The 20,859-nt window shown below is 46.6% G+C and carries 14 protein-coding genes; 9 read left to right on the forward strand and 5 right to left on the reverse strand.

Annotated features, from left to right (window positions below; genetic code table 11):
- Window positions 1-230: 230 nt before the first annotated feature.
- Entirely contained in the window at window positions 231-941 is a 711-nt protein-coding gene (locus QUB26_RS27625) for a phosphate ABC transporter permease (protein ID WP_333320567.1), read from the reverse strand.
- 305 nt (window positions 942-1,246) lie between these two features.
- Window positions 1,247-2,074, reverse strand: coding sequence for a 4-hydroxy-tetrahydrodipicolinate reductase (dapB, locus tag QUB26_RS27630; protein ID WP_333320581.1), 828 nt, complete (start codon window positions 2,072-2,074; stop codon window positions 1,247-1,249).
- Window positions 2,075-2,377: 303 nt separating this feature from the next.
- On the opposite strand from dapB, the gene QUB26_RS27635 reads away from it, so the two are divergent.
- Complete coding sequence (locus QUB26_RS27635; protein ID WP_333246431.1) at window positions 2,378-4,900, forward strand: EAL domain-containing protein; 2,523 nt, start codon at window positions 2,378-2,380, stop codon at window positions 4,898-4,900.
- A gap of 61 nt (window positions 4,901-4,961) precedes the next feature.
- Here QUB26_RS27635 and QUB26_RS27640 read toward each other — a convergent pair whose 3' ends face one another.
- Window positions 4,962-6,842 (reverse strand): pseudouridine synthase, encoded by a 1,881-nt coding sequence (locus tag QUB26_RS27640; RefSeq protein WP_333246433.1) that lies wholly within the window; start codon window positions 6,840-6,842, stop codon window positions 4,962-4,964.
- Between the two features lie 373 nt (window positions 6,843-7,215).
- Between QUB26_RS27640 and QUB26_RS27645 the strand changes: the two genes are divergently transcribed.
- On the forward strand, window positions 7,216-8,898 hold the full coding sequence (locus QUB26_RS27645) for a tetratricopeptide repeat protein (RefSeq protein WP_333320569.1): 1,683 nt from the start codon (window positions 7,216-7,218) through the stop codon (window positions 8,896-8,898).
- A gap of 275 nt (window positions 8,899-9,173) precedes the next feature.
- Here QUB26_RS27645 and QUB26_RS27650 read toward each other — a convergent pair whose 3' ends face one another.
- Entirely contained in the window at window positions 9,174-11,630 is a 2,457-nt protein-coding gene (locus tag QUB26_RS27650) for an ATP-dependent helicase (RefSeq protein ID WP_333320571.1), read from the reverse strand.
- Between the two features lie 166 nt (window positions 11,631-11,796).
- Between QUB26_RS27650 and QUB26_RS27655 the strand changes: the two genes are divergently transcribed.
- Complete coding sequence (locus QUB26_RS27655; protein ID WP_333320573.1) at window positions 11,797-12,804, forward strand: DUF4349 domain-containing protein; 1,008 nt, start codon at window positions 11,797-11,799, stop codon at window positions 12,802-12,804.
- 106 nt (window positions 12,805-12,910) lie between these two features.
- On the opposite strand, the gene QUB26_RS27660 is transcribed toward QUB26_RS27655, so the two are convergent.
- Window positions 12,911-14,005: a RuBisCO accumulation factor 1 gene (locus QUB26_RS27660; protein WP_333320575.1), complete on the reverse strand. Its 1,095-nt coding sequence runs from the start codon at window positions 14,003-14,005 to the stop codon at window positions 12,911-12,913.
- Between the two features lie 227 nt (window positions 14,006-14,232).
- Between QUB26_RS27660 and QUB26_RS27665 the strand changes: the two genes are divergently transcribed.
- From QUB26_RS27665 to QUB26_RS27690, 6 genes are all read left to right on the forward strand, one after another.
- Complete coding sequence (locus tag QUB26_RS27665) at window positions 14,233-15,447, forward strand: transposase (protein WP_333320577.1); 1,215 nt, start codon at window positions 14,233-14,235, stop codon at window positions 15,445-15,447.
- Between the two features lie 87 nt (window positions 15,448-15,534).
- The gene (locus QUB26_RS27670) at window positions 15,535-16,479 is read left to right on the forward strand and encodes a response regulator (protein ID WP_333246445.1); all 945 of its coding nucleotides are present in this window, start codon (window positions 15,535-15,537) and stop codon (window positions 16,477-16,479) included.
- A 363-nt stretch (window positions 16,480-16,842) separates the two neighbouring features.
- Complete coding sequence (gene ubiE, locus QUB26_RS27675) at window positions 16,843-17,556, forward strand: bifunctional demethylmenaquinone methyltransferase/2-methoxy-6-polyprenyl-1,4-benzoquinol methylase UbiE (protein WP_333320579.1); 714 nt, start codon at window positions 16,843-16,845, stop codon at window positions 17,554-17,556.
- A 118-nt stretch (window positions 17,557-17,674) separates the two neighbouring features.
- On the forward strand, window positions 17,675-18,907 hold the full coding sequence (locus QUB26_RS27680; RefSeq protein ID WP_333057721.1) for a DUF445 family protein: 1,233 nt from the start codon (window positions 17,675-17,677) through the stop codon (window positions 18,905-18,907).
- Between the two features lie 168 nt (window positions 18,908-19,075).
- On the forward strand, window positions 19,076-19,384 hold the full coding sequence (locus QUB26_RS27685) for a DUF3493 domain-containing protein (RefSeq protein ID WP_333057719.1): 309 nt from the start codon (window positions 19,076-19,078) through the stop codon (window positions 19,382-19,384).
- Window positions 19,385-19,982: 598 nt separating this feature from the next.
- Window positions 19,983-20,558: an alpha/beta hydrolase gene (locus QUB26_RS27690; protein ID WP_333057718.1), complete on the forward strand. Its 576-nt coding sequence runs from the start codon at window positions 19,983-19,985 to the stop codon at window positions 20,556-20,558.
- The last annotated feature ends 301 nt before the right edge of the window (window positions 20,559-20,859 follow it).

Genomic DNA, 20,859 nt, shown 5'->3' on the forward strand with positions numbered 1-20,859 from the left:
CCGTCCAAAAAGGACGGGCGGGACGCCCATCCCACAATAACAATTAAAATTGTAAGTTATTTAATTCGCGATCCTTAACATGAATGTGGGCTGGTTCGCCTCGATCGGAACTAAAAAAGATGAAACTGTAGGGGTCAACCTGAAGAACCGTAGGTTTTACGAGCTATAAGAGTGAATTTTGTCCTAAGTTGAAATTGCGATCGCTCTTAAATTTGTGGCTACGATCAATATTAATAATCAGCGGGCGATCGCCTTTTTACATCTCTGCTTGGATTAGTGCGATCGCGGTCTTTTTTCCTGCCTTTTTTAATTTGTTGGCTCATTTCTACAAACAAATCTCTGCGTAAATAAGGATAGTCGCTCACCCACACGTCACGGCTGGGAATATAAATATCTGAAACTTTGGCAATTCTGCCTAAATCTTCTTGATTTGACATAATTAACATTAAAGCAGCTTGACCGGGGACAATTCCTTGGTGATCTTTCCGCAAGGGAGCTCGAAGTGTAGTAGTAAATCCGGTTTTGTCGCCGACTTCTAAATTAATTCGCGGTTCTAAGTTGTCAACTATTACGAGTTGTCCTTTTTGATTGACTGTTTCTTCTTGACTTGTGACTTCATCTGTAATATATATATCCAAAACTCGTCCTTGCCAAAAACCGCAGTATTGATATTTGCGGCATTCTGCATTCCGCAAACTCGCCCACAAAATGGGCCCCCACAGCCAGTACAAACCAGCTATCAATCCGGTGATTAAAACTAGCGGCGCGACATCGGAACCGGCGAAGTTGTAGACTACCAGGAGGAAAACTACGCTGACTGCTGAGATTAACATTCGCCTCAAAAAATCGGGCGGTTTTCCCCAGATATATTTGTATTGCGCTCCCGTGGCGACGGCGGGAATTAGTTCTTGAAAGGTTTCGCGGGTTAAGGGAATTAGCATAGGAAGTTTGGCAACGAGCAATGTACGGGATGCAACGGCTGTCTGTTCGGAAGCTGATTATATTAAGGCATTTAACAGATTTAACTGATTGATGTTGAAGTCACAAATCAGAAGTTATATCATGTGCGATCGAGTGACCGCGATTAAAAGGGCGGGTTTTTGAGATTGTCAATTATTGGCTGATATTTTTCGTGAACCCGCCCCTACCGTATTAGGGGTAATCGACCGGACATAATATTAGAAGTCAGATTAATTCCACATTACCAATGACTAATGACTAATGATTAATGACTAATGATTAATGACTACAAGATTTTTTCCAGGCCGTAAACGAGCGATCGCAATTCAATGACTTTGCGTATAGACAGCAAGACTCCGGGCATATAACAAGCGCGATCGCTGGTATCGTGTCGTAAAGTATAAACTTGACCGGCGCCGCCAAAAATTACCTCTTGGTGGGCAATTAAACCGGGTAAACGGATGCTGTGAATGCGAATCCCTTCATCGGCCACTGAACCCCGAGCACCGGCTAATTTTTCCGTTTCCTCAACTTCAGGCAGATTGAAAGTTTTTCCCATCTCTGCTAACATTTGGGCAGTTTGAATTGCCGTACCGCTGGGGGCATCGGCTTTTTGATTGTGGTGCAGCTCGATAATTTCTACGTGTTCAAAATACTGAGATGCCGTGACGGCGGCTTGTTGGAGCAAAACCATGCCGATCGAGAAATTGGGTACGATCAAACAGCCGATGCTCGCTTTATCAGCGAATTCAGCTAAGTTTTTAATTTGCTTGCTGCTCAATCCGGTAGTGCCGACTACTGGGCGAATGCCGTAAGCTATGGCCGATCGCACGTTTTCATAAACTGACGAAGGGTGCGTAAAATCTACCATCACGCCTAACTGCTTTTCCTGAGCTGCTAATACCAGCATTCCTTGCAAGTCGTCAGTGATGGGAACTTCTAACGGGCCGCATCCGGCTAATTCGCCGGCATCGGCGTTGAGGCACTCAGGAGAGCGGTCTACAGCCCCAAATAAAGTCATGTCACTAGCATGGGCGATCGCCTTAATTACTTCGCGGCCCATTTTGCCTGCAGCACCGTTAACAATCACCGGAATCGGAAGTTGATTCGCCATAATCTCAAAAATATCCTGAAAGTTCGATCGACTAAATTTTAACGCTTGTGCGAATTTGGGGAAACAAGCAATGAAAGACAGGATTTGTCGGCAAATCTTCAAAAACCCGGTTCCCATTCCAGAAATACTTTGCCTGCATCGAGTAATTAGCTTAAAGAAACTCGGTTGCGGCACAAGTTCTGAAAAAATTACATTCAATCTCATATTAAGCTCAATTCTGTTAGAACAGACTTGTGCAAAGCTAATTTGCACCGACATATTTTTTCTGTGACTGCCAAATTCTCTCGAAATCTTCGATATGTCATGTCTGTGGCAACTGGCCTCAACCTGAGTTCTCAAAACCGACGGGTGAGGATTTTGCCTGCAATGCTTGTGGGCGCGACTGTAACGCTGCTGAATATGGGAGTTCGGCAGTTGGGAGGCCTGCAAAGCTGGGAGTTGGGGAGTTTTGACTCGTTAGTGCGCTTGCAGCCAGATTCCGGCCCCGATCCGCGACTGCTGGTAGTGGAAATTTCTGAAGCCGATATTCAAGCTTTGGGGAGATTTCCGGTTTCCGACGGTGCGATCGCTCAAACCTTGACAAAACTGCAAAAGTATCAGCCAAAAGTCATCGGTTTGGATTTGTACCGGGATTTGCCTCAAGCGCCGGGACACCAAGAATTGCTGGCCGCGCTGAAAGCACCGAATGTGGTGGCGATCTATAAATTGAGCGATTCAGAAAGTCAGGGAGTGCCTGCGCCTCCGGGGATACCGCCCGATCGAGTTGGTTTTAACGACTTCGTGCTCGATCCTGATGGTGTTGTACGCCGCAATTTGCTCTCAGTCTCGCAACCAGACAAAAAGATTGCTTTATCGTTTTCTATGCAAGTGGCTTTGCTGTATCTCAAAGACAGAGTACAGCAGAAAAATAGCGCTGTTCATCCCCACCAAATCGACTGGGGAAAGGCAGAATTTGTGCCTTTAACTTCTGACAGCGGCGGCTATGCAAATATTGACACCACAGGCTACCAAATTCTGCTCAAATACCGTTCTGGTAAGGAGGTGGCGCGACAAGTCAGTATCAGGCAGGTATTGAACGGGGAAATTGAACCAAGCTGGGTTAAGGACAAGATTGTGCTGATCGGGACGACGGCACCGAGTACCAGAGATTTGTTTTTGACGCCTTACAGCCCGGTTAAAAAGCAAAGTCCGAAAATGCCGGGGGTGTTGCTGCACGCGCAAATGCTCAGCCAAATATTGAGTGCGGTTTTGGATGGACGATCGCTGTTTTGGGTATGGCCAGAATGGGCGGAAATTTTGTGGAACGGTGCTTGGGCGATGGTTGGCGGGGTTTTGGCTTGGCGGATTCAGCATCCTGCGAGGGCGGGATTGGCTGGGGGTGTGGGATTGATGGCTTTGTTGGGGATTAGTTATGGAATTTTTACCCTGGGTGGGTGGATACCGTTAGTGTCGCCGACTTTGGGTTTGGTGGTGACTGGTGTGGGTGTCAGTGCTTACAGGAAGCTTTACGATGCTTTTCACGATTCTCTAACGGGTTTGCCCAACCGGGATTTGTTCGTGGATTGCTTGGGGCGGGCGATCGCCAATACTAGGGGCCGCCACAGCCATCTGTTTGCGGTGCTGTTTCTGGATTTAGACAGGTTTAAGGTGATTAATGATTCTTTGGGTCATTTGGTGGGGGATGAACTGCTGATGGCGGTGGTGCTGCGGTTGAGGGCGATTATTGGCTCCGGGGATACTGTGGCGCGGGTGGGGGGTGATGATTTTGCGATTTTGGTGAGGAATATTGATGTTGACAGTGCTGTGGATTTGGCCGATCGAATTCACAAAGCTTTAATTGTGCCTTTTGAGTTGAATGGGCAGGAGGTGTTTGTGACTGCAAGCATCGGGATTGCCCTGGGGGGCGAACCCGCTGCTACTGTCAGGGAACAGCCGGAACACTTGCTGCGGGACGCCCACACGGCGATGTACCGGGCGAAGGCTTTGGGAACGGGAAGGTATCAGGTGTTTAATGCTTCGATGCACGCTTTGGCGGTGGAGAGGTTGCAGTTGGAGACGGATTTGCGGATTGCCCTCAAGCGTCGGGAATTTTTGCTGCACTATCAGCCGTTTGTCTCTTTGGCAAGCGGGAGGATTATTGGGTTTGAGGCTTTGGTACGCTGGCAACACCCGCTGCGGGGTTTGATTGGGCCGATCAAGTTTATTCCGGTGGCTGAGGAAACGGGGGCAATTGTGCCGCTGGGTGAGTGGGTGTTGGAGGAGGCTTGTCGGCAGTTGCGGCTGTGGGAGGAAATGTTTGGTTTCGATCGAGCTTTGATTATGAGTGTAAATTTATCTGGGAAGCAGTTTGCTCAGCCGGATTTGGTCGATCGCCTGAAGGTGATTTTGGAAACAACGGGTTTGAGTGCCGAGAGTTTGAAGTTGGAGATTACTGAGAGTGTGGTGATGGAGGATGTGGAGTCGGCGATCGCGGTTTTGAAGCAGATGAAAGCGTTAAATGTCAAGTTGGGAATTGATGATTTTGGCACTGGTTATTCGTCGTTGAGTTATTTGAGTCGGTTTCCTACGGATACTTTGAAGGTTGATAAGTCGTTTGTGGGGCGAATGGAGATCGAAAGCGAGGGGGAGAATGTGGCGATCGTGCGGACGATTGTGGCGCTGGCTCATGCTTTGGGTATGGATGTTATTGCTGAGGGTGTGGAGACGGCGGCACAATTAGCCCGGTTGAGGTCGATCGGCTGCGAATATGGTCAGGGTTATTTTTTTGCTAAGCCGTTACCGAGCGAGGCTGCGACTGCTTTGATGGCTTCCGATCCCCAGTGGTAGTTGTGGGTTATTAGTTATTAGTTATTGTACAGATAGTGATCATGGCCCGATCGCCCTTAGCTCAAAATGGTGTTTCTGCCTGTAAGTGCAGCTTTTCTCCCAACTGCGGATGCTCAAACGAAAGTTCCCGCGCGTGCAAGTGTAGCCGCTTCGCAGCAGCCCGACATCCGTAAAGTCGATCGCCCAAAATCGGTATCCCCAACCCTCGAACATCCGCTGCATGAACCCTCAATTGATGAGTGCGTCCCGTCAGCGGCCAAAACTCGACGCGATCGCAATTTCCCTCCCTCGTCATTACCTGAAAGCGAGTAACACTGGGCTTTCCGCACTCCCAATTGACTTGCTGGTAAGGGCGATTTTCTGGATCGCCCCAAAGTGGAAGATCGATCGTCCCCGCATCAATTTTCACAGTACCAGAAAGCACCGATTCATAAACTTTGTGAACCTGCTTTTGTGCAAATTGCTGCCTGAGTTGACTGCTAGTTTCTTTGTCCCGCGCCAATAGTAAAATCCCAGATGTTTCCCAATCTAAACGATGCACAACTGTCAAATTTAAAAAATTAGGTAATAAATTACGCAAACGACTAAAAACACTATCTTGATTTTCTAAATAACGACCTGGCACTGACAGCAAACCAGAGGGTTTATTAACCGCAATTAACCATTTGTCTTCATAGATAATCGGTAGCATTTCGGTAACGGGCAAGATGCCCGTTCCACAAGAAATATGATGATTTGTGGGTTGGGCTTTTTGCCCGCTCGCAACGGGCAAGATGCCCGTTCCACAAGAAATATTATTGCTTGTGGGGAGTAGGGGTTGGGCTTTTTGCCCGCTCGCAACAGGCAAGATGCCCGTTCCACAAGAAATATTATTGCTTGTGGGGAGTAGGGGTTGGGCTTCTAGCCCGCCCGTCAAACCCTCATTTATATTATTAGAAACAAGCGGATTTTGAGCCAATCCTGACAGCAAAAAACCCATCAACGGCTGACACCGATCGCCACAAGCGCCATAAAATTCTCCCTGTATCTTATCGCCCGATGGCGGCCCCCACCAAAACTCAGCCATTGCCAGCGGTTTCAGATTGTGTACTGCCGCGTAGTGGAGCAATTTTGGCGCGCAACAGTCGCCGGTGCCAGTGGGAATAGAATTAGTTGGCATCAATGAGGAGATTGATCGCGATTTCCCCAAAAAATTCATCAGAGTGTAAGCCGCGTGCATTTGCGTTTGAAGTTCGCGGGAAAGTTCTTTTCGCCGCTGTTTCAGGGCCCGCATCCGTCGATCCGCAGCTTCAATTAATTGTTGTAGCGGCTGCAATGTTTCATCCCGCTGTCGTTTCAATTGTCTGCGTTCAATTTTCTCCAAACGGCTTTCTTGATTCAGTTGTTCCAGGGCAATTTCTAGTGTTTCGGCTGCGAGAGTTTGACACAGTAACTGGCGTTTTTCATCTCGCTGCTGCTTGCAATTGCGATGCCGATCGCTCAAAACTTGCATTTGCACTTCAAACTCCCGAAATAAGGCTTCATACTCTTGTCGCTGCGGGAGTTGATTGAGTGCAATAAGTTCCTGTTTCATCTCCTCCAATTGAGTTAACGTGCGGGCTTCATCGAAAGCAACTCGATCGCGTCCCGGAATCGGCGGCACCCAGCCTTCAACAATGCTGCAACCCTTCAGCAGCCCGGAAAATGCTTTGAGTATCCCCTGTTCCCCCGAAGGCATCTCCACCAGTAATATGCCGTACATCTTGCCCTCGCGATCGTAGGAATCGTCAGCCGCCAGGTACTGCATCAAACCCCGCGCCAGATCCTCTGACATTCGAGTGCGGGGCAGTCTCAGCAGATCGCCAGTCTGAGGACAACGGCCTTCGTACCAATAATTCGGGCGCGAGTCGATCGACTCCCGATCACAGTCCGTGACATCTAAAAGCGCGTGAAATTTTAGCATATTAAATTTGGTTTGAAATCTAAATTAGGATATATTTTCTTGTGGCTTGACCCCGCCCAAAAACGGATACAAGTTTCCGACACTCGTCGTGGGGAGATCAAAATTTTAGACTCTGGTTCAAGCTCCCAGATTCATCGGTCGAATCAATCGAAAATCGAAAATCGAAAATCGACTGACCGTATTTTATAGGGGTGTACCGAAAGTGGGAAGGGTGCATAATTTTATACCGACTATAATTAAGTAAAAATGATTGGTTGCACCCAGCCTGATATGCTAAATTTGTTTCAAAACAGCAGCGAGATTAAGAAAAGCATAAGTTAATATATAAGACCGCAAGCTTGTTATCCCACTAAATTTTTTATGTGCAAGGCGTATGCCAGACCTCTCGACTTCGGCTCCTGAAAACTCCTCAAACCCCCAACCAGCTCTGCTGCCGCCGATTTTAAGAATTTTTGCAGCATTTCCAGATTACGATCGGGGCAATAGATTGTACGCCGCAGGAAGGTACGAATCGGCAGTCCTTTGCTACGGAAAAGCGGTTCAAATTAAGCCGGACTGGGCTAGGGCGTGGCTGAATCTGGGCAAAGCTTACAAGCAACTGCACTCCTACGCAGAAACCGTAGCCTGTGCCGATCGAGCTACAGCAATTAATCCCGAAGAATACTGGGCTTGGATGCTGCGCGGCACAGGGCTGTTAAGTTTGCAAAATCACTCAGAAGCGATCGCGGCTTTCGACACCGCAATTCAAATCAATTCAGAAAAGCACGAAGGTTGGTATCAGCGGGGCAGAGTTTTAGAGGAATTGCAGCAGTGGGATGCAGCCGCAACCTGTTACAAAAGAGCAACCCAACTTCATCCGAATTTACCCGCCATGTGGTATCGGCAAGGCAACGTGTTGGTTCAAGCGGAGCGCTATCCTGAAGCCGTGGCCGCTTTTGAGCGCGCGCTGAAACTCGTCCCGACTAATTGGGAAGCTTGGCTGAACCGAGGTTTGGCTTTGATGAAAGCCGAACGCTACGCTGAAGCTGTAACTTCTTACGATCGCGCCATTCAACTACAACCACAAAATAGTCTGGCTTGGTTCAATCGGGGCATTGCTTCAGCAAAATTGCACAAATATGCAGAAGCCGTGACAGCTTACGATCGCGTACTGCAAATGCAGCCCAACGACTGCGAAGCTTGGTTTTATAAAGGAATGGCCCTCAAACACCAGTGGGCCGACGCGGCAATTGCTTGTTTCGATCGGGCAATTCAAATTAATTCTTTGTATCCCGAAGCATGGATCGGGCGCGGTCAAACACTGTCAGAAGCGAGAGATTTTGAAGGGGCGATCGCTGCATTTGACCAAGCAATTCAAATTAATCCGAATTTTCCCGAAGCTTGGCTAGGTAGAGGCATCGCCCTAGCAGGATTGGAACGCTACAAAGAGGCAATTATCGCTTACAGCAATGCCCTACAAATTGAAGGTAATTTTCTAGAAGCTTGGAACTTGCGAGGCGAAGCTTTGGAAAAATTACAGCAATACGAAGAAGCGATCGCCTGTTTTGATAAAGTAATCTCTCTGACTTCAGAAGCAGAAATTACATCAAAAGTAGGGTTGCAGCAAGGCGCAGCGCTGGAAAAATTGCAGCGTTACGAAGAAGCCGTCGCAGCTTACAACCGCGTACTAAAAATTGTGCCCGACAATTTTGAAGCTTGGTTGCAACGCGGCAACGCTTTGTCAAAATTGCAGCAGTACGAACAAGCTCTAGCATCATACGATCGAGCAATTACTGTCTGGCCGGACAACTATCAAGGCTGGGTGCAGCGAGGTGTGATTCTAGGGGAAATGCAGAACTATTCCCAAGCACTCGTCGCTTTTGACCAAGTGATTCAACTCAAGCCAGACAACTGGGAAGCTTGGGCGCAGCGGGGCGACGTTTTGCAAAAAATGCAGCGAACTCAAGATGCCATTAGCTCTTACGGAGTCGCCCTCGAAATCAAACCCGATTACTACGAAGCTCTAGTTAGTCGAGAAGAATTGAGACTTAAGGGCACGATGTCAGGAAAGTGGTGAGGAATGAGAATTAAATAACTTACAATGCGTGATGGTTCTTGTGGCATGGGCGTCCCGCCCGCCCTTTCTGGACGGGCGGGACGCCCATCCCACAATAACAATTAAAAGTGTAAGTTATTTAATTCGCGATCCTTAATATCATGTCCGATAGATTGACCATAATATCCCGGCAGGGCGGGTTTTTGAGATTGTTAATTATTGGCAGATATTGGCAGGTGAACCCGCCCCTACCTGATTTGGGGTAATCGACCGGACATGATATAATTATTACTTTTTTATATAGCATTACTCGGAAATCTCTGCTTCAAAACAGGCATTACCGGACAAGGTTTTTGCTCCTGTAAATTCTCTGGTTTGTTCCAAGTAAAAGGGCCTTTTTTCTCCGCCGCCATCCACAACAAACTTTTTGCTCGCGTCATCGCCACATACAGCAGTCGAAACTCTTCTGCTGTTTTCAAATAACCTGCTTGTTCCCACGCTTCGCCTAGATTTGGTAAAGGATATTTTTCGTGCAAACTTGCTCTAATTTGTGCTCTCGCTACCTCTGCTAAAGTGAAATCTCCTAAAAATCGGGTTTGCGGCAAAACTCGCAAATTTCCGGGGATGGTTTGTTCGTGCAGAAACGGCAAAAATACGCAATCCCAATCCAATCCTTTAGCTTTGTGCATGGTAATAATTGTTAGTTGACCTTTGCTGGTATAGCGTTCTTCTATTTTGTCGTCTGCATCCACAGGTTCAAATCTTTCGGAACTGACAATTTCGCTTAGTACATCCAAAATATTACGCATTGAATTGTTGCCGGCTGTTTGGATTGCTACCCGTTCTGCTAATTTGTCGGCGGTGGCTAATTCTGTTTGGTCGTATTGCAGCGCTAAGGCTAAGAAGGAAATGATTTGGTAGGGCGGCAGTTCTAAGCTAGCTTGCAGCAAACCGCAGCAAAAATAGCGACATTTGCGAACGGGGTCTGACTGCTGCGGGTCTAGCGGGCCTGGGTAAAGGAATTGTTCGGGGCTGGTAGCAAAAGCATTGTAGTCTTGTTTGGGGATCAGTTGTCGATCGCTCAAAATCTTTAAGGCTGCTTTCAGGTAGTCTGGAGAGTGCGGGCGATCGAGGAATTGCAGCAGTGTTAAGATTTCCCAAGGTACTTGAGAATGTCTGTCCCGTTCTCCCACATCCTCAATTTTAATCCCGTATTTACGCAAATCAAAGCTTAATCCGTGTTTTTGAGGATTTTCTAGCACTTCTTTGATAAACTTACCTTGTTTGTTTTCCCGCACCAAAATAGCCATCGATTTCAGATTTTCTAACGGCAATTTTGCACTATTTTCCCCTTCGCTAGCTTCCGCACCTGAATCGATAGCTTTTTCATTCCTTGCGAATTCAAAATCGGCTGGTAAAAATTCCTCAACTAACTCCATTACCCGCTTGCCAATCAACTCAACTGTATGGTAAATATCGCGGGGAGTATGCAATTCTAATCCTCGACCAATGGGATCAGGATTGGCATTATGCTGCGGGTCATCGCTGGGTACTGGCTTAATAGTTTGGTCGCGAAAAGGCTGTTCCGTTCCCGCTAATTTCGAGCCATTTACCCATTGCAACATAAAGTTAGCGGCATCGATAATTACCTGGGTGCTGCGGCCTGCACCGTCCATTGTCGCTAACTTCTTCTCTACTTCGCACTCATCACAAAATTGGTTAAAATAAATCGGATCGGCGGGAGTGAAAGTAGAATTAATTGCTTGATTTGGGTCGCCAACTCTGATAAAATTGGGAGGTAAAGTAGGATGATCGGGATCGATCGCCAATGTTTCCAAAAGCCGAGTCTGCAAAGGTGTCGAATCCTGCGCTTCGTCCTCAAAAACGGCAAATACTTGCTTTTGCTCGATCGCCCTCGCCCTCGGATTTTCCAACACCCGCAAAGCTGCTAAAATCATCTCGTCGTAATCTATAAATTCCCGACTCCTCAACAAAGCCTGATATTTTTGATATAAACCCCCAGCTACAGCTAAAATCTCATAACCGTCCCCAGTATCAAGAGCATTCATTTCTAACAACTGTTCGGGAAACAAACCAGAAGATTTCGCCTCGTGAATCACAGTTTTAGCTACCTGCGGCAAAATTTCCGTCCGCAAAACCGATTGTCGCCGCAGCCTCTCCGTTTCCTCTCCATCGAATTGCTGTCCTTCCAACAAAACTTGATATCTGCGGGGATTTTCAGCAATCCAAAGTTCTACACAGGTACGAATTAATCGGTGACTTTGAGTGGGAGTAACTAAGGTTGAATTTTCTAAATTTAAACCTGACAAATCAGGATGGCGCATCGCAATATTCAAAGCTAAACCGTGCAAAGTGTGCACGGCAAAACCGCCTTGAGATAAAGACAATTGGGCCAATCTTTCCCGAATTTTAGTTTTAATATTAGCAGCAGCCGATCGCGTAAATGTCACGACAATTAACTGGCGGCGGCTGTGAAGCTGGTTGCGGGCGATCGCAATTGCCGACGCAGCAGCCATTCCCGTAGACTTCCCGGCCCCCGGAACCGCCGAAACAGCAAGGGGGCCGCCTTGCCAATCCGCCATGTCCTGCTGCCCCGCACGCAAGCTTTCGCGAATTTTAAGGCAAGCTTGTTCTCGCAAAACTGCGGCAGAGTCTAACCCAGAGGAAATGTTGCCAGGGCGATCGATATTCGTTGTCGATCGCATAAAATCAGAATCAAATTCATCAGTCATTATTACATCCGCGTTTATCTGCGTTCATCTGCGGTTAAGAATAAAAAAATCTGCAACCTCTACCGTTTCCATTTCGGTATCGGCTAAACTAACACTATCTATTGAAGCTTAAATTAAAATCAGCATAAAATTCAATACCCAAGCCTTTTTTAGAGGAGTCACCCAAATGAAAACTCACCTCAAAATCAATTCCCCCCCGCCCAAGCCAAACCCAAACCCAGCCAACAACAGCACAACTCGTTTTGCTGTTGCGGTATTCTTAACTTTATCTTCCACAATTGCTTTGCCTAGCTGCGGAGGAGCTCAAACGTCCAGCAGCGCTCCCGGCGGCGCAGGTTCATCCAGCATCCGTGAAAACCAAGTGGCCGAATCGGCTCCACAATCGGCACCAGCACCCGAGCCAGCAGCCCAAAGGTCAAAAACTCCTGGTTCATCAAAAAAAGCAGCAGAAACGACCGCAACCCGTCCCCAACTGATTAAAAAAGCCGAACTCAGCGTAGTTGTCAAATCTATTGACGCCAGCACTAAATCTATTACCAATATTGTCGAAAAACAGCAAGGCGATATCTTGGGTTTCCAAAATCAAAAGCCCCCGGATTCGAGTGTCCGCCAAACCGCGTCTGTGGAGATTCGCGTGCCTCAAGAACGGTTAGAAACTACTTTAGACGCTTTGGCAAAACTCGGAACTGTAGAGAACCGTGCTCTGACGGCTGAGGATGTTACCGATCAATTAGTTGACAATGAGGCTAGGCTGCGGAACCTTCGCAAATCGGAGGAAATGGTGTTAAAAATTATGGAGCGATCGGGTTCTGTCGGTGATGTACTCAAAGCTGCTCAAGAGTTGAGCAATATTCGGGAGTCGATCGAACGCATTGACGCTCAGTTGAAAAGTTTGCGAAATCAAGTAGCCTATTCGACTATTAGCTTAACTCTAGAAGCAGCAGTATCGGCGCAACAAACTCCCGAACCTTCTCTAGGTTTGCGGGTACAGGAAACTTGGGGGAAAGCGACTCATTCTGTGGGTGAATTGACGCTAGGTTTGTTTGGTTTGGGTATTTGGCTGTTGGCTTACAGTCCTTATTTTCTGTTAATTGGGGCTGCGGTTTACGGCTTTAATCGATTTAAGAAACAGCATTCTGTTCCGCAAATTCAAGAACCGAAACCGCCTCAGTAGTCAGTTGACTGTTGGCTGTTGACTGTTGACTGTTGACTGTTGACTGTTGGCTGATAACAACTAACAACTGATACCTAACAACTGACAACTGACAACTGACAACTGACTAATCATCAATTTGCCATCCATCTTTGGTATAGTCTTCATCCACAATCTTTTTCGGACGCATCACCAGAACAACTCGCCCCAAAATAGGAATATCCGGGGATTGTTCAAACCAGTACAATTCTAAATTGCCAGCGTTATCTGCGAGGAAATAACTGTCAGCATCCCACTGTCTTTGAGCTCGATCGGCAATAATCAAAACTTCTTCAACTTTGCCTTGCAGCGGTACCGGCAATTTATCGCTCATGTCCAAAACAGCCACCGGATCTTCAGCGTTCAAAATTACCTGCCATCCGGGAATCGCCACCCAAGCTCCGGCTCCGGAAAATTTTACCATTCTGAACGGCTCGATTTCCTCCGGTAAAGGCACTGCCAGCAAATCTGTCGTAGAAAGCGGCAATTTGCCCACAACCGGGACAACGCGTGGCAATTGTTCTTCGGTATCGAGCCTGTAGACAGGCAAGCGGGGCGCTTCTCGTCTCGGAACTACGGTAAAATCGACGAGCAACTGCTCGATTTGCGCCCTAGCGGTTTGGCTGCTAGCTAATTTTAAACCGCGAGCAATTAAGCGCGATCGCTCTTGCAAATCGCTTTTCTGTCTCGCTAATTGCCAGCATTGGTAAGCCATAGCATCGCCGGGAGTGTCTGTGAACCCTTGGGGGAGACTCCCGAAGTGGGAAAACTCCTTGATCGCTTTAGCAACTTGGCGAGCATCGTCAACATCCAAGTTGTGGGTTAGCATCAAAGCAGCCGCCCCGGCACGCTCTACTTGAGAGAGAATCCGAAACTCGTATAAGATATCGCTACCTTTGCCCAAAAAGTGCGATCGAACTTCCTCTGAAGCCCCAGCATTTACCATGCTGGTGTAGACTTGGGCTGCGACGCTTACTTGATTTTGCTGAATTGGCTCAAAACCAGTTTCTTCAAAAATCCTTTGAGAGTTGTAGCCAGCTTTTAGCAGTGCAGTGCAGGCCTGTCCCCACTCTACCCAAGTGCCTTCTTTTCGGCGGAGCGATCGAATTAACTTTTCGGCATCCACAGCATTGGTGGAGGGTGCAGATGCAGCCTGGGAGGAATCTTGCGGTGTATCAGTCATAATTGAATCAAAAACTAAGGCTAAGTTATGTGTTATTGGATACCGGCAAGGCTCGTGTCGCGGCAGAGCGATAGATTAATAGTAAGTGAGTTATGAGACTATTGTTACCGGAAAACGAGAGGAAAGCCCCCGACTTCAGGCGTGGGGATGAACTCGGCAGCGGAGGTGGCTACCTACAGTCTTAGAAAAATCCTGGTTGATTTCTAAAAGCATGATATGATTATATCATGCTAACAGTAACTCACGAGTACAAACTACGTCCAACCAAATCTCAAGTTCAAATATTTGAGATTTGGTTGTCTGTTTGTCGTCAGGTTTATAACTATGCCTTGCGAGAACGGAAAGATTGGGTGAATTCTCGTAAGTCTTCTGTTAATGCTTGTTCGATAGTTGGTGAGTATATTATCTCACCGGATACTCCTAGACCAACCTATGCTAGTCAGTGCAAAGGTTTGGCAGAAGCTAAGAAGCATTGTCCCGAATTAAAGACCCCTCATTCGCAAGTATTGCAGCAAACTTTAAAGGTTTTAGAGTCGGCATTTGTGGCAATGTGGGATAGAGGGCATGGGTTTCCTCGCTTCAAAAAACGGATGCGATCGTTTGTTTTCCCGGCTGTTAAGGATGCAGCAGTGGAGAATGGAAAGGTTAATCTGCCTAAGATTGGGTGGGTAAGGATGAAAATGTCTAGACCCACACCAGAGGGTTTTATACTCAAGCAAATTAGAGTAGTTAAAAGGGCATCAGGATATTTTGTCATGCTGACCTACCAGTTAGCAGTCAACCTGCCCGCTCGCCCACCGTCAGGACATCCATTAGGGGTAGATATTGGGATTGACAAATACCTCGCAACTTCAGATGGAGAATTAGTCAACAGACCGAGATTTTTTCAGGCACTTCACCGCGAGTTGAAATCACTGCAGCGAAGATTAAAGCATCAAAGAAAAGGGTCTAATAATTGGCTTGCTATCCAGAAAAAGATTGCTAGAATTCATCAAAAAATCAGTGATACCAGAAAGGATTGGCACTATAAATTAGCTCATAGGTTATGTGACCAAGCAGGAATGATATTCATTGAGGATATCAATTTTAAGGCTTGGGCAAAGGGGATGTTCGGTAAACATAGTCTCGATGCAGCCTATGGTCAATTCTTCTCGATTCTGTCTCATGTGTGTTGGAAGCGCGGGGTGTATTTTGCTCGTGTTGATAAAAACTATACGAGTCAAATTTGCCCCCAATGTGGAACCCATACTGGTAAGAAAACCTTGGATGTCAGAATCCATAGTTGTCAGTCGTGCGGGTACACCACTGACCGCGATACAGCAGCAGCACAAGTAATTAGAGACAGAGGTATCCTTGCGGTCGGGCAGCCCGTGAGTAAAACTGCTTCTGGAGGCGTTCTATCGGGGATCGATAGTAATATCGGTCTAGAGTCGAGCCTTTGAGAGAAGAATCCCCCGCATTCTATGCGTGGGGAGTGTCAAAGAATAGTTGCTCGCCTAAATTTACAAAGGGGAGTTTATCGTATTGTTATGGATAATGCCATTTCAGAGCTAGATCAAATTAAACGCCAGCTCATGACCCTACACAGACCGAAAAAGCCCAAAATGCTGGTAGTAGACGACGAACCAGACAATCTGGATTTACTCTACCGCACTTTCCGACGAGATTTTAACGTGCTCAAAGCTGAGAGCGGAATTCGCGCCTTGGAAGTCCTCGGCATCGAAGGCGAGGTCGCCGTCATCATTTCCGACCAGCGGATGCCCGAAATGAAGGGAACGGAGTTTTTGAGCAAAACCGTACCCCAGTTTCCGAATACGGTCAGAATTATCTTGACTGGTTTTACGGATATTGAAGACTTGGTGGATGCGATTAACTCAGGACAGGTTTATAAGTATATCACCAAGCCTTGGGACCCGAACGAACTGAAAATGGTGGTGCAAAAGGCAGCCGAGACTTATGAAATTCTCAAGCAGCGGACTGAGGAATTGGATCGCGCTCAAAATCAAATACAACTGTTAGCAACAATCATGCAAACGGCTGTGGATTATCCGAGTTTGGAAGCAAGTTTAGATCCAATTGCTACTGCTATAAGTGATAATTTTTTGGCAGACTTTTGCATTTTGCAACTGGTGGAAGGAAATGTTTTAATACCAGTCCAAGGCTGTCACACCACGGGTTCAACTGTGGAAAATTGGCTGGCGGATGACCCTCTGGTTCGAGAAGCAATTACCTCTCAAACTATTCAGGGTGCTGTGAATATTGGCAACGACACAAACCTAGCGAGTCTGCCGCACTATCAGAAATCCGGCATTCAAGCTCACCTCAGCATCCCGGTGAGTCACAAAGGTCGATCGATCGCCCTAATTTCCATGCAGTGGAAGCAACCTTGTTCCCTGCGCCCCGACGAACTCACAACCGTTCACCTCGCCGCTCAAGAAGTTGCTTTGGTATTGACGAGTTTTCAGGGTCATTAGTCATCAGTCAGTCGATTTTAGATTTTAGATTTTAGATTTTAGATTTTAGATCGACTTGCAGCGCAGTGAATCTGGGAGCTTGAACAAAAGTCTAAAATTTTGGAATCTCCACGACGATTGTCGGGAGCTTGTACCTGTTTTTGGGCGGGTTCATTAGTCATTAGTTGTCAGTCATTAGTTATTAGTCGGCTCTCTGTCTTGAGTTTAAAATAATAGCAAAGGAAGGATTTAAGACAAAATCTCGCGGAGAGCTAACAATAAAAAGCATTAATGACTGGCGACAGCATGACATGAATGCACGGATTAGTTATTTTGTTCCGGCTGACCAATTACCAATTATCAATCACCAATGAAAAACGAGAAATGACTAATAACGCCGAACAAATTAAAACTATATTTAATCGAATTGCACCAGTTTACAATCAATTGAACGACTGGTTGAGCTTTGGGCAACACCGGATTTGGAAGCAAATGGCGGTGAAATGGAGCAGTGCGGGCCCCGGAAATACTTGTTTAGACTTGTGCTGCGGTAGCGGGGATCTAGCTTTGTTGCTGGCTAAACAAGCAGGGCCGACTGGTTGCGTATTTGGAGTAGATTTTTCCGCCGAACAATTGGCCGTGGCTGCTAGGCGCGATCGACCTTTTCTCACCCCTGCTAGTCCCATTTCCTGGGTAGAAGCTGACGCCCTAGACTTGCCTTTTACTGACAATTACTTCGACTGCGCCACAATGGGTTACGGGCTGCGTAACGTGACTGACATCCCCCGCAGTCTTCAGGAATTGCACCGCGTGCTCAAACCCGGTGCCAAAGCAGCTATTCTCGACCTCCATCGCCCCAGCAATTCCCTAATGCGGAGCTTTCAGCAGTTTTATCTAGACACTCTCGTAGTGCCCATTGCTCAGCAATTTGGCATGACTCAAGAATATGCTTACATTAATCCTAGTTTAGAAAAATTCCCGATCGGCCAGCAACAAGTCGCGATCGCCAACAAAGCCGGATTTGCCGCCGCCACCCACTACCCCATTGCTGGAGCTATGATGGGAGTATTGGTATTAGTCAAAGCAATTGAAAATTAAAAGTGGTTGCAGTTTCGGTCGATCGAATACTCCAGATCAAAATTTTAGACCCAGGTTCACCCCCCCAGATTCATCTGTGGAGTAAATCTAAAATCTAAAATCTAAAATCTAAAATCTTATGAATCCCTCTGACATTTGGCTGTTGTTGGCCCCACCTGTAGTGGGAGGAATTATTGGCTATTTCACTAACGATATAGCTATCAAAATGCTGTTCCGCCCCTATCGAGCTATTTACATCAAAGGGCGGAAGTTGCCTTTCACTCCCGGCTTGATCCCCCGCAACCAAGAGCGTTTAGCAAAGCGAATTTCCGACACAATCATGGGTTCGCTGCTGACGCCACAGGAACTGCAAAACTTAGCGCGCCGCCTCCTGCAAACCGAGCGGATGCAGTCGGTGATTCTCTGGTTGTTACAGTTGGCGCTGGATCAGGTAAAAGCAGACGCAGAGCAAAAAACGGCTAAAATTCTCGCTAACATTCTGCGAGATTTGCTGGGGGAATCTGTGCCGCGAATTCTCAAAGTTTTGGCGCGCCGGGAAGATTTTTTAGAAGCTCAGCTTAATCAAATTTTTGACCAAGTTTTGCTGGAGATTCAGCTAACGGAAGCTCAGGCGGCTCAGCTTGCTGAGTGGTTGTTGCAGGTAGTAATACCACCGGAAGTGCTGCGGCAGGCTTTAATTGACTTTTTGACGGATCGCAATATTTCGATCATCGATGAAGGGTTTCGAGAAAAAACCAGCGGCACTTATTGGGTAGTAGCAAATTTGTTTGGTTTGCGGAACACTTTAACTCGGCTGCGGACTTTTTGTCTGGATGACAGAGAAGCGACAAATCAGCGCTTAGCAGAGTTAACTATTTCTTTGGGAATTCGCGGGCGAATTCAGGAATGGCTGCAAAATTTGTCGATGCAAAATTTACCGGTTTCGACTGTGAGACAGTTGCGAAAAACTATGCGCGACAGTGTTCGCAGCTATGTTCAGCAGCGGGGAACAGATGTACTTGAGGGGTTGAGTAAATCTATTGACTGGGAAAATATTTCGCGGTTGATTCTCAATCGCTTGCAAACTTCAGCGGTGATGAGCGCTTCCCTGGGAATTGTCAGCAAAGAACTGGCTTTGGTTTTAGAGCGCTATCTAGAACGGGATTTAGAAAATATTGTAGCTCAGGCTATCCCAATTTTGAATATTGACCAGGTGATTGTCGATCGAGTCAAAGGTACTTCTCCTGAAGAGTTGGAGTTAGCAATTCAGGGAATTGTCAAAAGCGAGTTGCAGGGAATTGTAAATTTAGGAGGCATTTTGGGTGTTTTTATTGGCTGTTTGCAAACAGTTGTGCTTTTGCTTCAGCGGTGATTTGTTTCGGCAGTTGTGAGATATTTGTTGTAGTCTAATATTCGCTTGACTTGCGCCCACATGACCAAAAACCTGGTTTTGCGACCGTATTGGCGACCTCAGCCAGAGGATTTTTGGTAGAAACCGGGTTTTTGTGGCCCAATCCTAATTTACTTATTTTCTAAATCTATGCCAGCTCCAAATTCGGACGATCGCACAAACATCCCAAAAAACCCGCGCAACCTCAGCCGCCAACAATACGAGCGTTTAACCGCAGAAATGGCCACTCCCTACCGGCCTCTGCGACAGTTTGTTTACGTAGCTTGTGGCGCTTCGGGCTTTATCGGCGGCTTGGTTTTCCTCGCTAAAATTGCCTCTGGCCGCGAAATTGGCTCTGCTTTGCCCAATTTTGCCCTCCAAGTCGGAGTTGTGGCCCTGATGGTGTTCCTGTTTCGCTGGGAGCAGCGCGCCGAGGGCCGCTCCCCGAAGTCGAAGTAACAAAAATGTACAAATCGAGACAAAAATTTATCTTAGGCAAGAAAAAGTTATAAATATAAAGAAATTATTATGAAATCGTGGTTTTCCAGCGATCCCTGTAATTATAAGAATGTGGGTTCAATTGGGGTCAGCAAATTTAAAGGCCCTAATCATAAACCGCTTGTAACTCGTTCAATTGGGGTCAGCTTTCATAAAGACCCTAAATATATAAAATAAATTTAAGCCCAACGCCAGCCTTCACTGATAGAAGAGCTGGCGTTAGGCATTTTGCTAGGATCGAGAGATTGAGCGAGAGAATCAGTAGGGTTTGCATCCCGCACACAGAGGCCCGTAGCAGCGTCCTGAACAGAGTTTTTTGCCTAGCATCCGGTATCGGTAATACCAGTTCCCAAAAATCATGCAACTCTAGGCCCATACTCGAAACCACGACGATCAGTCATTCGCAGTTCTAAAATCTAAAATCTAAAATCTAAAATCTAAAATGGTATAAGTGTTGGGGCGATCGAATAATGTGGCATTTCCCGAATACCTGAGCCTGTACAGTAACTAATAAGATGTGTCAAAGTCGAAGTAGAAAAAGATGTTGGGAGATTTGACTATGGGTCGAGCATTTTTCAAAAAGCGGTGGACGTTATTTTTAGCAGCAGGCGCGGGAATTGTATTTTACAGTAATGCTGCTGTGGCTGCCGAAAAGGTAGTGCTCAAATACAGTGCGATCCGAATGACTTTACCAGTCAGCGAATTAGAAATTTTTGTAGAAACTGGAAAAATGTCGCCCGGCTTAGAAATGCTGCTGGGAAAAGCAAAAAAAGACCCGGAATCCGTTCGCAACAGTCTGACGAGACCGGTGAAAGTCAGTCAAAGCTTTTTGGATCGGACGCTTAACAGCAAGGTTGGGGAAATAATCCTCGATGAAGTGGGTGAGGTAATTCGCACTCCTTCTGGGAATGCAAATCGAGAAGCTTTGAGATCTGCCTTGGTGCTGTCTGCAACTAATGATAACGAGATTACACTGCTGGAAGCGATGAAAAATTATCCTACTCCAGAAGTTTATGTTGAGGGCGATCGTTTAGTTGAAGCTTACGGCAAACTTGTAGCTTTGTCAGAACAATTGGGCGGCGTGTCAGAACGGCTGCAAGACGTTTTGAACAAGATTCGTCTGCCTAGATTGTAGTGGATTTGGTCGAGGACGGTTGATTGCTTTGATCGATCGCAGAATGTTGCTGAACCTGCATCAATTACAGGAAAGTTACATTTTTTTTGTGCAAAATTTGCCTAATTTTTACACCACTACAAAAAAATCTAACTCCAGGCAAGCTCCAAACCAGACGGGAATCAGTCATTCTTAATTCTAAAATCAAAAATCAAAAATTAGATAACTTCGCTGTCTAATCTAGAGGGTGCATCTCACTTTGGCAAATACATCAAATTGAAAGTTGACCGTTGAGATAAGCACAGCGAAGAGAAAGGATAGA

Source organism: Microcoleus sp. B4-C1, from assembly GCF_036705285.1.
Taxonomy (GTDB): domain Bacteria; phylum Cyanobacteriota; class Cyanobacteriia; order Cyanobacteriales; family Microcoleaceae; genus Microcoleus.